At 41.2% G+C, this 15,974-nt stretch carries 16 protein-coding genes; 9 read left to right on the top strand and 7 right to left on the bottom strand.

Annotated elements, in window-relative coordinates; genetic code table 11:
• Position 1 precedes the first annotated feature (1 nt).
• The 4 genes from gldD to mutY are packed head-to-tail and all read right to left on the bottom strand — an operon-like array spanning position 2 to position 3,414.
• Positions 2-559, bottom strand: coding sequence for a gliding motility lipoprotein GldD (gene gldD, locus GVT53_RS15665; RefSeq protein ID WP_166249433.1), 558 nt, complete (start codon positions 557-559; stop codon positions 2-4).
• A complete protein-coding gene (locus GVT53_RS15670; RefSeq protein WP_166249434.1) occupies positions 549-1,859 on the bottom strand; it encodes a gliding motility-associated protein GldE in 1,311 nt (436 codons plus the stop codon). Before GVT53_RS15670 ends, gldD begins: the two co-directional genes overlap by 11 nt.
• A 26-nt stretch (positions 1,860-1,885) precedes the next feature.
• The gene (locus tag GVT53_RS15675; protein WP_166249435.1) at positions 1,886-2,353 is read right to left on the bottom strand and encodes a single-stranded DNA-binding protein; all 468 of its coding nucleotides are present in this window, start codon (positions 2,351-2,353) and stop codon (positions 1,886-1,888) included.
• Between the two features lie 23 nt (positions 2,354-2,376).
• Complete coding sequence (gene mutY / locus GVT53_RS15680) at positions 2,377-3,414, bottom strand: A/G-specific adenine glycosylase (protein WP_166249436.1); 1,038 nt, start codon at positions 3,412-3,414, stop codon at positions 2,377-2,379.
• A gap of 124 nt (positions 3,415-3,538) precedes the next feature.
• Here mutY and GVT53_RS15685 point away from each other — a divergent pair, with 124 nt between their 5' ends.
• The 3 genes from GVT53_RS15685 to GVT53_RS15695 all read left to right on the top strand — a co-directional run bounded on the left by GVT53_RS15685 (position 3,539) and on the right by GVT53_RS15695 (position 6,183).
• Entirely contained in the window at positions 3,539-3,829 is a 291-nt protein-coding gene (locus tag GVT53_RS15685; protein WP_014032385.1) for an HU family DNA-binding protein, read from the top strand.
• A gap of 274 nt (positions 3,830-4,103) precedes the next feature.
• The gene (locus GVT53_RS15690) at positions 4,104-5,654 is read left to right on the top strand and encodes an Rne/Rng family ribonuclease (RefSeq protein WP_166249437.1); all 1,551 of its coding nucleotides are present in this window, start codon (positions 4,104-4,106) and stop codon (positions 5,652-5,654) included.
• A gap of 55 nt (positions 5,655-5,709) precedes the next feature.
• Entirely contained in the window at positions 5,710-6,183 is a 474-nt protein-coding gene (locus GVT53_RS15695) for a regulatory protein RecX (protein WP_166249438.1), read from the top strand.
• Between the two features lies 1 nt (position 6,184).
• Here the strand turns inward: GVT53_RS15695 and GVT53_RS15700 are convergent, their stop codons facing one another.
• Positions 6,185-7,054: a cupin-like domain-containing protein gene (locus GVT53_RS15700; protein WP_166249439.1), complete on the bottom strand. Its 870-nt coding sequence runs from the start codon at positions 7,052-7,054 to the stop codon at positions 6,185-6,187.
• Positions 7,055-7,264: 210 nt separating this feature from the next.
• Positions 7,265-9,094, bottom strand: a complete 1,830-nt coding sequence (locus GVT53_RS15705) for a TonB-dependent receptor plug domain-containing protein (RefSeq protein WP_166249440.1) — start codon at positions 9,092-9,094, stop codon at positions 7,265-7,267.
• 96 nt (positions 9,095-9,190) lie between these two features.
• Here GVT53_RS15705 and GVT53_RS15710 point away from each other — a divergent pair, with 96 nt between their 5' ends.
• On the top strand, positions 9,191-10,687 hold the full coding sequence (locus GVT53_RS15710) for an aminotransferase-like domain-containing protein (protein ID WP_166249441.1): 1,497 nt from the start codon (positions 9,191-9,193) through the stop codon (positions 10,685-10,687).
• Between the two features lie 59 nt (positions 10,688-10,746).
• Positions 10,747-12,222 (top strand): ArnT family glycosyltransferase, encoded by a 1,476-nt coding sequence (locus tag GVT53_RS15715; RefSeq protein WP_240905049.1) that lies wholly within the window; start codon positions 10,747-10,749, stop codon positions 12,220-12,222.
• Between the two features lie 19 nt (positions 12,223-12,241).
• Here GVT53_RS15715 and GVT53_RS15720 read toward each other — a convergent pair whose 3' ends face one another.
• Complete coding sequence (locus GVT53_RS15720) at positions 12,242-12,628, bottom strand: putative signal transducing protein (protein WP_166249442.1); 387 nt, start codon at positions 12,626-12,628, stop codon at positions 12,242-12,244.
• Between the two features lie 112 nt (positions 12,629-12,740).
• Here GVT53_RS15720 and GVT53_RS15725 point away from each other — a divergent pair, with 112 nt between their 5' ends.
• The 4 genes from GVT53_RS15725 to GVT53_RS15740 are packed head-to-tail and all read left to right on the top strand — an operon-like array spanning position 12,741 to position 15,876.
• The gene (locus GVT53_RS15725; protein WP_166249443.1) at positions 12,741-14,537 is read left to right on the top strand and encodes a M61 family metallopeptidase; all 1,797 of its coding nucleotides are present in this window, start codon (positions 12,741-12,743) and stop codon (positions 14,535-14,537) included.
• Positions 14,538-15,068, top strand: coding sequence for a GNAT family N-acetyltransferase (locus GVT53_RS15730; RefSeq protein WP_166249444.1), 531 nt, complete (start codon positions 14,538-14,540; stop codon positions 15,066-15,068).
• A gap of 57 nt (positions 15,069-15,125) precedes the next feature.
• A complete protein-coding gene (locus GVT53_RS15735) occupies positions 15,126-15,665 on the top strand; it encodes a DUF2975 domain-containing protein (protein ID WP_166249445.1) in 540 nt (179 codons plus the stop codon).
• A gap of 1 nt (position 15,666) precedes the next feature.
• Positions 15,667-15,876, top strand: a complete 210-nt coding sequence (locus GVT53_RS15740; RefSeq protein ID WP_166249446.1) for a helix-turn-helix domain-containing protein — start codon at positions 15,667-15,669, stop codon at positions 15,874-15,876.
• Positions 15,877-15,974: the final 98 nt, after the last annotated feature.

Consider the following 15,974-nt stretch of genomic DNA (forward strand, 5'->3'; position numbering starts at 1 on the left):
CTTACTTTTTCCAGCGCAAACTTTCCATAATTTTCCTGATATCGTTCTGCAGGTACATGGCTGCCGGAAGAATGGAGTCGTAATTGGGTTTCGCGTAGAAATACAAAGAACCCGTCACAAAGTGATTGATGCTATCCGTTACATAAAATTGTGATTGCGATGCCGCATTTCCACTTACTTCGTAGAACATGCCATAAACCCCGTCTTCCTGATTAATAAATGGCTGCTCCACAATATTATCTGCCTTCACCACATGTTCGTAGGATAGTTTTTGGGCGTCTACGAGCAAAGTATCCAAATTCCCTTGCACGGGCTTATAAGTCAAATAGATGGAACCGTTCATCATAGGATAATCAAGCACCATTGAGCAGTCTTTAGTTTCCTTAACTTCTGAGAGGATGTTCTTATCAAACGTATAGACACAGTCTGGGCCGGACTGTGCGTATTCTGCCTTGGGGTAATCCAACCGCAACATGGCCTTGGGTTTTGGCAAGACTTCTTCTTTACAGCTTATAAAAAGCATGGTTACAGCTACGAAAAATAAAATCTTATGCATCATGGGGCAAGGTCACTTTTATTCGTTTCAATCTCTTTTTATCCATGCTTTCCACCACAAAAGTGTAATTGTTGAACAATACCTTCTCTGCTAGCTTCGGGAAGCTTCCTGAAATTTCAAGTACGAATCCGGCTATGGTTTCGGATTCACCTTTTTTGCTCTCGAACTCATCTTCCTCCTCAATTTTTACCACACGGTAAAAGTCCTTTAGCGCCGTTTTGCCATCAAACACATAGTTGTGGTCGTCCAATTTGGAGAACACAAGGTCCTCATCATCAAATTCATCGCTGATATCGCCTACGATTTCTTCAATAATGTCTTCCAAGGTTACAATTCCCGATGTTCCGCCATATTCGTCCACTACCACGGCCAAATGGTTTTTCTTGTCCTGAAACTCCAACAATAGATCGTCCAACTTTTTGTTCTCGGGGACAAAATAGGGCTCGCGGATAAGCGACATCCAATTAAATGTCTTTCTATCAATGTATGGAAGCAGGTCCTTTACATACAGAACGCCCAAAACATTGTCCATATTCTCCGAAAATACGGGAATTCTGGAATAACCGTTCTTCTTTATTTCCAGAAGGACCTCTGGAAATTTCATTTTTTCGTTTACCGCAAAAATGTCTATCCGCGGCCGCATTACCTGTTTGGTATCTGTGTTCCCGAAGGTTACGATCCCTTCCAAAATCTTCTGTTCTTCTTTGGTGGTATCGCCCTCGGAGGCCAGTTCCAAAGCTTGGGAAAGATGGTTAATGCTCAGGTTGGATTTTTTCTTGCCCAATTTATCCTCCATAAACAGGGTAACGGAGCGCATTGGCGAACTTAGGGGGGTAAAAATATAACTGAGGATATTTAATGGAACGGCTATAAACAAAGAGAACTGCACCCGGTTGCGGTTTGCGTAAATCTTGGGCAATATCTCACCGAACATTAATATAAGAAAGGTCGCCATTACCACCTCCAGCAAAAAACGGAGGGTTCCGTCAATATCGGCAAAAATGGTATTGCCAATGGAACTGAACAGCAATACGATACCAATATTTATGGCATTGTTGGTAATCAAAATGGTGGCCAACAGCTTTTTGGGCTTATCCAACAATTTTACGATCAATTTTCCACGGGATGAGTTGCTCTCCTCCATTTCGTTCAGGTCGGTCTGTGAGAGGCCGAAAAAGGCAACTTCAGCAGCCGAAATCAATGCGGAGCAGGCCAAAAGAAGCACTAGCACAACTATCTTTAAAGTGAATATTCCACTGGTGGTGGACAGGTAAAATGCCAAACTATGGGGCTCGGGATCCAATTTAGTATTGCTTTAGACTTTTTATTTTAGAATGGTAGATCATCCTCTTCTTCAGAATTATCTATTGGTGCCGTAGAATTTTGGTCGTTGCCGGGCTCCTGGTAATTGGATGGCGAGGAACCTGAACCGGAAGATTGTGCATTCGCCATGCTTTCCTTCTTGGTCGTTAAAAAGGTAAAATCTTGCACGTGCACCTCGGTAGTGTACCGCATATTGCCGTCCTCACCTTGCCATTGCCTGTTTTTTAAACGGCCCTCTACGTAAACTTTATCTCCCTTACTGAGATATTTTTCACATATTTCCGCTCCCTTGTTCCGCACTACAATGTTGTGCCAATCCGTATTGGTGACCCTTTCGCCCGTTTGCCTATTGGTATAGGTCTCGTTCGTGGCCAAAGGAAATCTGCCGATACAGTTGCCTCCTTCAAAATAGTGCATTTTTACTTCGTCTCCCAAATGCCCGATCAGCATTACTTTGTTCAATGTTCCGCTCATATCTCTTTAATTAATCAAAAGTACTAAATTTTCAATGTCCTGATAAAATCTGCTATCAAAACTGGTACAGGAAAACCTCCGATTTCTTTCCAAGGTGTCCCTCCCTTTAATATATCAGAAGTTTTTAGGATCCAAAATTGTGTGTGCAAATGTTGGTGTGACAGTTTGTGCACCACGGGTTCATTATTATATAATGATAGGGATTCTGTTTTTGGAAGGTTATTTTTTTTATTGATCAAGGGCCTCAATGCTTCGGCCTGAAGCATTTTCTCCGATTCCACCAACGGAAATTGGTACAAATTCTGCCAAATGCCCTTTCCTGTGCGTTGCTCCAAAATGGTATTGCCCTCATCGTCCAGGAACACCAAAAAATTAAAGTAACGGTTCCGAACCTTCGTTTTGTTCAACTTTACGGGAAGCTGGTCCACTTTGTTCTCTTGGAGCGCAACACAACTTTCCTGTAGCGGGCACAACAAACAGTACGGTTTTTTTGGAGCACATTGTATGGCACCGAACTCCATTATCCCTTGATTGTAGTCCCTAATGTTCTCCGCATCCATCACTTCGCGGGCGAGTTCCTTAAAATAGTTGATGCCCTGTGTGCTATTAATAGGTATATCAATTCCAAAATATCGTGACAAAACACGGTACACATTTCCGTCCACTACGGGTTCCGGAACATCAAAACAGAAAGATGCAATGGCACTTGCCGTGTAATCGCCCACTCCTTTTAACGATTTTAATCCCTTGTACGTTTCTGGAAACTTCCCGTCGAAATCATCCACCACCATCCTTGCCGTAGCGTGCAAATTGCGTGCCCGGGAATAATACCCGAGCCCTTGCCACAGCTTCAACACCTGTTCCTCGGGCGCATTGGCAAGGTCGTAAACGGTTGGAAAAGCGTCCACGAAGCTGTAATAGTAGGGCATTCCCTGGGCAACGCGGGTCTGCTGGAGAATAATTTCCGATAGCCAAACTTTGTAGGGGTCACGTGTTTTTCTCCAAGGGAGATCGCGTTGGTGTTCACGGTACCAATTCAGTATTTTTGGGGCAAAATTCATCTAAGAAAGTAATAAAGCCCAAATGTATCAGTTTATATACTTAAAATTAAAGGGTTAAAGGGAAAGATTAATTATAATGTTTATATTTGCAAGCCGAAAAAAATTAGAAAATTAATATTACAAAATGACGAAAGCAGATATTGTAACTAGGATCTCGGAGAAACTAGGTATTGAAAAAGGAGATGTGCAAGCGACAGTGGAATCCTTTATGGAAGAGGTAAAATCATCCTTGGAGAATGGTGATAATGTTTATTTAAGAGGTTTTGGTAGCTTTATCATCAAGACCAGAGCGGAAAAAACAGGTAGGAACATTTCCAAGAACACTACCATTAAAATTCCAGCACACAATATTCCTGCATTCAAGCCGGCCAAAGTATTTGTGGAAGGCGTAAAAACTAATGTACAAGTAAAATAATATAATTAACAACACTAAAGCAAGAGCATATGCCGAGTGGAAAGAAAAGAAAAAGACATAAGGTAGCGACGCACAAGCGTAAGAAACGCAGAAGAGCTAACCGACACAAGAAAAAGTAGTTGTTTCAACTACTTTTTCGTTTTACCCAATTACGTTCTTTGACATAGAGATTCAAGAAACGAATTTCAATCGGTCCGAAAAATGGCCGATTCCATATATTGTTTAATCATTTATCCCAAAATTATTCATGTGGGATAAATAAAAATCGATTCAGGTGAATAGAGAATTAATAGTAAGATCTACGCCGGAAGCAGTCGATTTTGCCTTATTAAAGGATGGAAAATTAGTAGAATTACACAAGGAAGAGGACAACAACAACTTTTCCGTAGGGGATATCTTCCTAGCCAAGATAAGAAAACCCGTTACAGGCCTTAATGCAGCATTTGTCAATGTAGGTTATGAAAAAGATGCTTTCCTGCACTACCATGACCTGGGCCCGCAACTGTCCTCCATGTTGAAATTCATTAAAAAAGCTAGAACAGGGAAACTCAAAGATTATTCCCTTAGAAATTTTCCATTTGAAAAAGACATTGACAAGAATGGCAGCATCAACGATGTGTTGAAGGCCAATCAGTCATTACTGGTACAAATAGTAAAAGAACCCATCTCAACAAAGGGGCCAAGAATCAGCTCAGAGCTTTCCATAGCCGGGCGCTTTCTGGTCATGGTACCTTTTTCCGATAGAGTCTCGGTATCACAAAAAATAGCGAGCAAGGAAGAAAAGGACAGACTTATTAGACTTGTAAAAAGTATTAAGCCCAAGGGATTTGGAGTAATTATACGTACCGTAGCAGAAGGCAAAAAGGTTGCAGAACTGGACAAAGATCTTCAGAACTTGTTTTCCAAATGGACAAACATGAGCAAGAAATTGCAGCGGGCGTCGCATCCATCCAAAGTTTTGGTGGAACTGAACAGGGCGTCATCCATCCTTAGGGATGTCTTCAACGATTCCTTCACAGGAATACATGTTGATGAAGAAACACTCTACAACCAGATCAAGGATTATTTGCATGAAATTGCACCAGAAAAAGAATCCATTGTAAAGTTGTACACCGGTCCGGCCCCAATTTTTGAAAAATTCGGGATAGAGCGTCAAATAAAGACCTCTTTTGGCCGAACAGCATCCATGAGCCGCGGGGCTTACCTTGTTATTGAGCATACCGAAGCGTTACACGTAATAGACGTAAACAGTGGCAATCGCTCCAACAAGGCCAAAAATCAAGAGGATACCGCCCTGGAAGTAAACCTTTTGGCCGCAACCGAAATTGCAAGACAATTAAGACTGCGCGACATGGGCGGAATTATTGTCATTGATTTTATTGATATGACCAAAGGTGACCACAGACGAAAGTTGTTCGACCACCTTAGGGACGAAATGAAGGACGACAGGGCCAAGCACAAGATTTTGCCGCCCAGTAAGTTTGGACTTGTACAGATTACAAGACAGCGCGTACGTCCGGAAATGAATATCAAAACCAGTGAGGAAAACCCGAACCTATCGGGTGCCGAGGTGGAAGCTCCCATTGTCTTGATAGACAAGATCCAAGTGGATTTGGAGCGTATCCTTAAGCGAAACCAAAAAATAAACGGACTTGTATTGAACATACATCCATTTATTGCGGCCTACCTTACCAAAGGATTCCCATCTATTCGTTCCAAGTGGTTCAAAACCCATAAAAAGTGGGTTAAAATTCAACCCAGGGATGCTTACAAGTACCTTGAATATAGTTTCAAGGACAAAGACGGCAAGAAAATTCAAATATAATAAGAAGCGACTCCAGAAATGGGGTCGCTTTTTTTGTTTTATGTACTTTTGATATATGAACCATACCAAAACCTACACCTTGGACGAGGCCACCAAAAAGATGGAAAGCTACTGCGCTTACCAAGAGCGCTGCCACAAAGAGGTTATGGAAAAATTAAAGGGGATGAACATGATTCCGGTGGCCATAGATCAAATAATGGGCCATCTGATACAGGAAAACTACCTTAACGAAGAGCGTTTTGCCAAAGCCTTTGCCAGAGGCAAGTTCAGCATCAAAAAATGGGGAGCCAATAGAATCGTGAGGGAATTGAAGTTCAGGGACATCTCCCTCTACAACATTAAAAGTGCGTTGGCCGAAATACAGAATGAAGATTATTTGAAAACCTTTGATGAGCTTGCCAAAAAACGATTGAGCCAAATAACGGAGAAGAACCCTTTCAAGAAAAAAAAGAAATTAGCCGACTACCTTCTTTACCGCGGCTGGGAAAGTCATTTGGTATACGAAAAAGCGAACGAGCTCATCAAATAGATCAATCCTGTAACAATAATTTTTGTGTCCGTTCCACGGCCTTTTTGTTTTTCCAGTCAATCCATTGTTGCCCTTTAAGTTTGCGCATCAGGTTATCAAAATGTCTCATCACAAAAATGTTGTACACTGCCTTGCTCAAATTTTTGGGCTTTCGGGCAATTGCCCTTAAACTCATAGAGAAACCGGGGGTTATGTATTTCATGTGGTGCCAATACCCCTCGGGTATGTACAGCACATTACCATGCTCCAACTGGGCAACATGCCCTTTGGCGTGCTGTAGTGCAGGCCATTTGTCCAAATCGGGGGCGGCAAAATCGATATCCTCCCGTGTAATCAAGGAGTGTGGAATCTTGTACAGAAACTTGGTCTCGTCCTGACTGAATAGAATGCATTGCTTTTTTCCCTCAAAATGAAAGTGGAATATGTTTGCCAAATCAATGTCGTAGTGCATAAATGTATGGGAATCCTGCCCGCCAAAAAATAGCATGGGCAAACCTTTCATAAGCCGCAGCCCAAAATCGGGATACGAAAAATCCTTTTGCAGCTCGGGAACTTCTTTTAAAATGTTCCAGAGAAAAATACGGTATTTGGTAGGCCCACTTTTGAGCAGGTCCACATAATCGGCCATCTTCATTTTGGCATGTGGCTCGTTGAAGCCTTCGTCGTGCTTAACGGGACGGTCATCATATAATGGAACCTCCTTGTCGCCCGCAATTTCCTTCATATAGTCAAGGCTCCACTTGGAATAAGCCGGCCAATCCTCAATAAAGCGTTCGATTACAACAGGCTTTTGGGGCTTGAAATATTTTTGGATAAACTCTTTCTTCGAAAGGGTCTTCTCCCGAGGTATCTGTTCAAGGTTCAGCTTCAAAATTTCAAGGAATTTGAAATCGCTAAATTACTAAAAGGTTTTTAAATGTTTAATAATCTATTCCTTGGAAACCAGTTTGCCTTTCGCTTTCGCAACTTCGTTTCTTTTGATTGTGTGCCCAGGACGAGACCATTTTGGGTTTTCAGCTTGTGGTGTAAATCGAGATGTATCCACGCCAACTGGTTTTTGGCCCTCCATGGGTTGTTGCGCTTATTTAAAACTATATCGCAAACCAAATAGAACATTGCTCGGCGGCATAGGTATAAAGCCGGATTCTATATAATCTGCATCGAAAATATTATTTGCGGTAATGGTAAACTCCGCCTGTTTTACCCTAACAGCCAATGATGCATCCCAAACATTATATGTTTGTCCTGTAGTACGTTCTGCATATTTATAGATTATATTCTGACGTACGTTTTTGAACAATTGCGTGCTTAAACGTGTGGTATATTGGTGTTTTAGCGTGTTTAAAGAGTAACGGGACAATTCTTCGTTCTGGTCTAAAATATTGTCATCCAAAAATGCATAGCCTACACTTAAGGTTTGTGTAAATTCTTTCAACTTAAAATTATAAGCAGCATCCAACTCTAGGCCCTTAGTATTGACTTCCGTAATATTGGTTGCCACAAATACATCTTCAGAAACATCGTTTCTAATAAAATCTATTAGATTGTCTGCGTCGCGATTAAAAACGGCAACGCTGGCATTAAACTTGGGTGTGGTGTACTTTAACCCCAATTCTTGGGCAAAAGCTTCTTCCGGTTCCAAATCTTCGTTACCAGTTGTAACCGGATCGTTGTAGAACAAATCTGTATACGTTGGTATGCGGTAGGTATAACCAATATTACCATATACTTTAAAACTATTGGTAAGGCTATAACCTATATCCAATCCTGGAAAAGCACGAAACTTAAAATCTGAAAAATAGGTCAATGCTACGCCGGGAGTAATGTCCAGTTTGTTGTCCGCAATGCTAAAACGATGTTCTAAAAACACATTGGACATGAAACGGTTTCGATTGCCCAAGTTGTTGCTCCTAAGGTAGATTTTAGAAAACTCTACCCCAAAACCCGTGATTCCCAATTTAGAGGCATAAGAAGCATTGGTTTCTACCCCGATCTTGTTGGAAATATGCATGTTCCGGTAAAAACTTGGTTCGTTTCTTCTTAATAGAAATAAATCTTGATTACGTTTCCAATAAATTCTTGGCTGTATTCTCAGTTTGTTCTTCTTAAAGGTGGTAGAAAACGCCAAAAGGCTGTTTTGGGTTTCTTCGTACTCGTTAAAAGTGGGATTGGTGGTGTAAAAGTTCTCAGCCCCAAAATTGCGCTCCAAGAAAGAAGCTGTCATTACAATAGGCTGTGCATTTTTATTGAAAATGCTTTTTAGAAAGTAATTGCCATTATCGTAATCCGAGTTATTTCTATAGCCCTCGGATGTCATTCTTCCCACATGTATGATATGAGTCGAGTTTTCCTTATCCACACCAGCGGTTGCACTGCCGTTTAATTGTCCAAAAGAACCCGCCTCTACATTTAAGGAAACGGAATTGTCCAAATTCTTTTTTGTAATGATATTGATGGCCCCAGAAAAGGCGTTTTGTCCAAAAACCCGAGCTGCGGGACCTTTTATAATTTCTATTCTTTCTATGACCTCTAATGGCAAAGCCGCGTTCATGGTATGGTGCCCTGTTTGCGCATCGTCCATTTTAACGCCGTCTATCAACAACAAGGTTTGGTCAAAACCACCACCTCTTATGTACAAATCTGCTTGGCTGCCACCGGTACCGCGTCTTCTTATATCCACGCCAGCAACTTGTTGCAACAAATCTGCCACATTTATAGCGGCACTATTTTTAATATCATTGGAAGTGATGATATTTATCGTTCTTGAATTTTCCTTGAAAGGAAGGTTAATTCGGTTTGCGGTCACCACAACTTCGCTCAGCGAATCTACCTTAACAGCATCGTCCTGTTGTGCTTGTACTTGAAAAGCAACGGCTATTAAAATCGCAAAAGATAAAATTGATTTCTTCATTATTTTGAACTTGTAAGGTATGTTTTTAAGTCAGTTAATTTAATGCTGCAAAAGTCCTAACTTTCCGGACGATTAAACTAGTCCAGTTTTAAAACAATGAATAGTCCGGTTTTTGATTTGTTGGTCCAGCTAATATCCATAGACAAGTCGATCGTGCAACCTGCATACGTGCAAGTGGCACAGCAAATCATGAACGCCATACAACGAGGCTATTTGGAAAAAGGCAGTAAGCTGCCCGGAACAAGGGCATTGAGCAAGTTATTGAACGTTCATCGCAATACTGCCGTGGCCATCTACGATGAATTATCTTCGCAAGGGTGGGTAAACATTATACCCAACAAGGGAACTTTTGTGGTGGTCCCGGAAGATTCCAAAGCAAAAATTAAGGCAAGTACACAGCACATCAATCAAGTTTACGAGTATCCCACAACTCCAGGATTCCCGTTCCAACAATCCTTTAACCTAGCATCTACCAAAGAGGAGACCTCGGCCAAATATTCCATAAATGATGGTAAGCCCGATTTAAGATTACATCCCGTGCACCAGTTTTCCAGATGGTATAGCGCTGCAATGAAACGAAAGCCGTTAATCAACAAATGGAATAAAACCAGTGCCTTGGTTCCTTCAATTTTTAGCACACAACTTTGCAACTACCTAAATGTCACTAGGGGCTTCCATATAAAACCACTCAATTTATTGAATACCCGAAGTACGGAAATGAGTCTGTATATAGTTTCGCAGGTACTGATAAATCCGGGGGATTTGGTGTTGGTTGGACAACTAAGCAATTATGTGGCCAATATGATATTTCAACAAGCTGGGGCAAAGATAAAAACAGTTCCAGTAGATGATGGGGGATTGGATATTGGTTATATAAAAAAGCATTTTATACACGGGAACATTCGATGTATTTATGTTTGCTCCAACAGGGACTATCCTACGACCACAACATTAAGCACCAAAAGAAGGCTACAATTATTGGAATTGGCGAAAATCCATGGCTTTGCCATAATCGAGGACGATTTCGACCATGATTTTCAGTTTGAAGGCTCTTCCATGATGCCCATGGCCAGTGCAGATGCCCATGGGAATATGATCTACTTAGGCAAACTGGGACAGTCTTTATTCCCGAGTTTTCACACAGGCTTTGTCGTGGCTCCGGAACAGGTAATTACCGAAGCCAATAATTACTTGCAATTATTGGATACCCAAGGGGACCTGATTCAGGAACAAATGCTTTCCGAACTGATATCCGAAGGTGAAATATACCGGCTCAAGAAAAAAAATATTGTAACCTACAAACAGCGCAGAGACGCTTTATGCTCCTTTTTAAAAGAATATTTCAACAACATACTTGATTGGCAAATACCTTCTGGAGGACTGGCCATATGGTTGCGATTTAAAAATCCAATATCCTTGGTTAAACTGGCCGAAAAAGCTGAAAAACTGGATCTGTTCCTGCCAAAAACCATTCTCTATCAAGATAAAAATACCTGTGCCATACGTTTTGGTTATGGACATTTAAACGAGGAAGAACTTAAAATAGTAATGGAAAAGTTAAAACAAGCGTACCTACAATTGTTGGCTGTTTAAACATTCAAATTTATATATTGCAAATATGATAATCAACGACCAAAAATCTGAATACCGCCGTGCTTAAAAAATTACGTTCTCCAAGGTATCAAGATTTGGACTGGAAAACGGTCCTCTTTGTTTTGGTCATAGTCGCTGTCTTTATCCGTTTTCCTTTCTTTTTTAGGGATTATGTGGATCGCGATGAAAGTACTTTTATACTAATGGGACAATCTTGGGTGAACGGAAATTTGCCTTACACCCAATTGTGGGATCTAAAACCTCCGATTACTTTTCTGTATTTTGCCATCATCATCAAGCTATTTGGGAAAAGCTTTTTTGCCATACGATTTTTTGGCGCCATTATGGTGGCATTGACAAGTTTGTTCACATATGGCATTGCCGTGAGGACCACTTCCAAGAAAGTTGCGTTTTGGGTGGCCATCTTCTGTGTTTTTTTCCAGAGCCTGTTCGGAAGTTTACAGGGGGTGATGTCCGAACATATTGGCACACTGTTCTTTGTGGCGGCACTATACGCCATCACTTATAAAATTGATGCAAAATGGTTCTTTACCTCTGGACTGTTGTTAGGTTTATCGGTTATGACCAAGTTGAACATGGCCTACCCCGTTTTTTGTTTGGGACTCTACTTTTTGTGGGAAGGGTTTCAAGCTGACCATGCTTTAAAAAACATTAAAAACTTAGTTTTTATGGGCATAGGTTTTTTCGTGACTATTGGTTTCACCGCCTTACCGTATTACCTTCAGGGCGATATCCAAATTTTCTGGGAATCCATTTTTGAAGCACCTTTGGCCTACTCCGAAGGTAAATTCCACTCACCATGGAGAACATTGCCGTATGTGGGAACCATTGCCCTACTTTTAGGTATAGGTTTCTATTTTAGATTGATCGATAGGAGATCAAAAAACATCCAGCTATTAACGATTGTTGTGGTTGGGATTTTAATCTCTTACGTACAATCGGGCAAAGTCAATGGGCACTATCTCATTCAACTATACCCGTTTATATTGATTCCCGTGGGCATCGCGATGGCAAAACTTCCCCCAATCAAAAGCAAATACAGGACCGTATTGATCATGCTTTTGATTTTGATTCCCATGGAATCTTATCTGGAGTATGGCAATATTATATCCAACAATATAAAAAAAGGATCATTTTACAATGGGGAAGGCATAGATGTTCCCAAATATATTGAAGGAAATGGCTTGGAGACCAAAAACATCTTTTTTACAGAGTACCATATAGGTTACTGGGTTTTGGATGAGATTCCTCCCACCAAACCCGCAACGCACCCCAGCAACATAACCCGGGAAGAGCTGTTCCCGTTTATGGATAACCCAAGAAAAACGGGGGTCGAAGAACTCAAATATATTATGGAGGTCATCCGGCCCAAAACTTTGGTAGCGAGAAGCGGCAAAAAGATTTTTGATAAAAAGCTGGTGGATTTCAATACGTATATTGATGGGTACCTGGAAAAACATTACAAGTTGAAGGCCACCGTGGGAAGAGGACTCATTTACCAACGTTTAGAATAATCCCCAGTTACAATTAACTTTATTGAGCGGGCCTCGTAATAAAATTGCACTGCATGCACCTGTACTTGGTGGATTCAAAAAATGGAAAAAGTTTAAAGAAAATGTTCTTGCGGGAATAATAGATTTCCGACCGAGCGGCTTTGCAATTTGGACATATAATCGGGTTTCCTGAATCATCGGTGGCATAACTTCTGACTTCATCAAAAATTTCCTTGGCCCTTTCCATATCCGAGGAATAGACCTGAAGCCTAACGCCTCCCATGGCATTGCTGACCATTGAATAGGAGTTAATGGTATTCTCATCCTTTAAGAACACAGGAATTCCTTCTGCTTCGAGCTTACCTTTAATGACCACGGCATCCGCGGGAAACTCAAATGTACCCAAAGTGTGGAACTCCTTTTTCATGCAGTTAAATAATTCTTCAGCAATTGCAAAACTCGTTATATTTCCCCATAACACAAATGTAGCACTTACCGCGATTAAACAGTATCTTAGTCAATCTTAAACCTAACTTAAAATGAGATTTACTCTTTCCATTTTAGCGATGTTCACAGGGCTATTAATGACCGCCCAGACCAATACCTATGAAATTTCTTTTGATAATGCCGTCCATCACGAAGCGGTCATCCAAGCTACTTTTCCCGATTTAACCTCGGATACGGTGGAGTTTCGAATGAGCAGAACGTCCCCCGGACGCTACGCACTTCACGAATTTGCCAAAAACGTGTATGGATTTGAAGCTACCGATAGTAAAGGAAACCCGTTGGCCGTTACCCGTCCCGACCCCTATGCTTGGCATGTGAGCGGACACGATGGCACCATCAACATCAAATATATTTTGTTTGCCAACCGAGGTGACGGAACGTATTCACAAGTGGATGAAACACATGCCCATTTGAACATTCCCGCAACTTTTATGTTCGCCCCCAAGCTGGGCGAGCGAAAACTAGAGGTGACCTTTAATGTGCGCGAAGATTTGGATTGGAAAGTGGCCACGCAGCTTCCAAAGGTTTCCGGTAATACCTATTCAGCGCCGAACCTTTATTATTTTATGGACAGCCCTACGGAAATCAGCAACTACATGCTTCGTTCTTTTGAAGTGGACGGCAAGACCATCAACCTTGCCTTGCACCACAACGGTACGGAAGCAGAGGCCGATGAATATTTCGAAAAAGTAAAAAAAGTGGTTCTTGCCGAAAAAGAGGTTTACGGTGAACTTCCGGATTTTGATTATGGAAGCTACACCTTTTTGGCCTGCTACATTCCCAATGCCTCCGGTGATGGTATGGAACACCGAAATTCTACTATTTTAACAAGCACCCGAAGCTTGGCCAACGGTGGTATGGAGCGTAATATCGGAACGGTATCTCACGAATTTTTCCATGCGTGGAACGTGGAGCGCATCCGTCCCAAAACATTGGAACCTTTTAATTTTGAAGAAGCCAACATGAGCGGGGCCCTTTGGTTTGCGGAAGGGTTTACCAGCTACTATACCAATCTTATTTTATGCAGGGCAGGACTTATTTCCCCAAAGGAATATGTTGAGGGGCTGGCGGGAACGTTCAATTATGTGTGGAACTCACCGGCAAGACAATTCTTCAATCCGATTGAAATGAGTTTCCAAGCGCCCTTTGTGGATGCTGCTACTTCTGTTGATCCAGTGAACCGTGAGAATACGTTTGTTTCATACTACTCTTATGGAAGTGTATTGGGTTTGGCTTTGGATTTGTCCTTGCGGAAAAATGGGTTGAACCTTGATGATTATATGAAACTTGTATGGAAAAAATACGGTAAAACGGAAATCCCTTACACTGTTGAAGACCTTCATGATTCGTTGAGAGAATACGCTGGTGACTCATTTGGAGACGATTTCTTCAACAATTACATCTATAAAAGCAATATGCCCGATTATACATCACTCATGGATTCGGTAGGCGTACTTTTGGAACAACCCGAAGGAACTCCCTATTTTGGGGCCTATGTTTCCATGAGTCCCGATGCATCAGGTTATATGGTACTCAGAAATACCCTGATGGACAGTCCGGCTTACAAGGCTGGCTTGGACAATGGGGATACAATTTTGAGCATCAACAACAAACCTTTCACGGAAGGACAATCGTTCGATGAGTATTTGAAACAGTTCAGCTTGGGTGAAACATTAAAAGTGAAATTTACTAGGTTCGGGGAAGAAAAAAATACGGAAATGGTTCTGACCCCAAGTCCAGATTACACGTTTAGTCTTATGGAGGATAAGGAAGACAAACCATCCAAAAAGATGCTGGAGCAACGTAAAGAATGGCTTAAGGTGGAATAAATGGTCGTTTACAAACAAGCAGATACTTTGAAGGAACTGGAGCAGATTCTGGATCTTCAGCAGCGTAACCTACCCAAAAACATAAGCGCGGAAGAAAGTACAAAAGAGGGTTTTGTGACCGTGGAGCACACCTTGGACCTTCTAAAATCCATGAACGATGTGTGCGGGCACATTATTGCGGTGGATGATGATCAGGTGGTAGGTTATGCGCTTTGCATGCATCCAAAATTTGCCAACGATATTGAGGTGCTTCGCCCTATGTTCCAAGAAATCGATAAAACTATTGAAGGGCAGGTCAACTATATGGCCATGGGGCAGATTTGCGTGGCCAAAAGTCATAGGGGGCAAGGACTTTTCCGAAAACTCTATCACACCATGAAAGAGAAACTCCCAGAGGGTTTTGATACCATAATCACCGAAGTGGATGGCAAAAACAAGAGGTCTTTGGCCGCGCATACGGCCATTGGGTTCCAAGAATTGAAGAGATACCATACCTTGGACAAAGAGTGGGTTATCATCATATTACAGTAAATATTATTGTTTTTCGATAATTTTATTTATGTTTGTTATCGAATAACAATAATTTTCATGAAAAAATCAACCACCTACTTAAAATACATCGTCAACTTCTTATTGATTGCCATTACACTCGAAATTATTTTAAAGGGGTGTAAATTCCCCTTGATTATTTTAGCGAAGTTGGATTTGATTCATCAATACGTTCCCACCAATTTCAGTAGTTTGGACATCATTCTACTTACTATCAATTTTATGCTATTGATTTACATGGGATGGTTACTCTTGAAACTCAGAAAGACCGTATATAATTCGAAAGCATCATCCCTATTTTCCAAACAAAACAAGTTGATATTTCAAAGCGTTGGTATGGGTATCATTTACTACTCCATCGCCATTTTTATAGTCAGGATACTGGAGCTTTACGCTGAAAACGTAGGAATTAACGATAACCCAAGCGCCTATAATTTAGGTTACAGTTTAGGGTACCATTTGGGAGAGCTTATCGGGGGCAGAATACCTCTTCTGGTAATAGGAATATTTATTTTGATTTTAGCTGATTTGATTCAGGATGGCTATCATTTAAAACAAGAAAACGACCTTACCATTTAGTATGGCTATTTTAATCAACTTGGACCTTATGCTTGCCAAACGCGAGATGAAAAGCAACGAACTCGCAGAAAAAATTGGTATAACGACAGCAAATTTATCCATCCTAAAAACAGGAAAAGCCAAAGCAATTCGATTTACCACTTTAGAGGCTATTTGTGAAGCTTTGGATTGCCAACCTGGTGATATATTGGAGTATTCGGATAAGAAATAAAAAAGCCGCTCCTATGGGGGGTTCTTTTATCAAAAACTTATTTAGCCCATAGAAACAATAATTTATTACAGAGATAAGTTATTACTTGAAGAGACGAC

This window comes from Flagellimonas oceani (genome assembly GCF_011068285.1).
GTDB lineage: Bacteria > Bacteroidota > Bacteroidia > Flavobacteriales > Flavobacteriaceae > Flagellimonas > Flagellimonas oceani.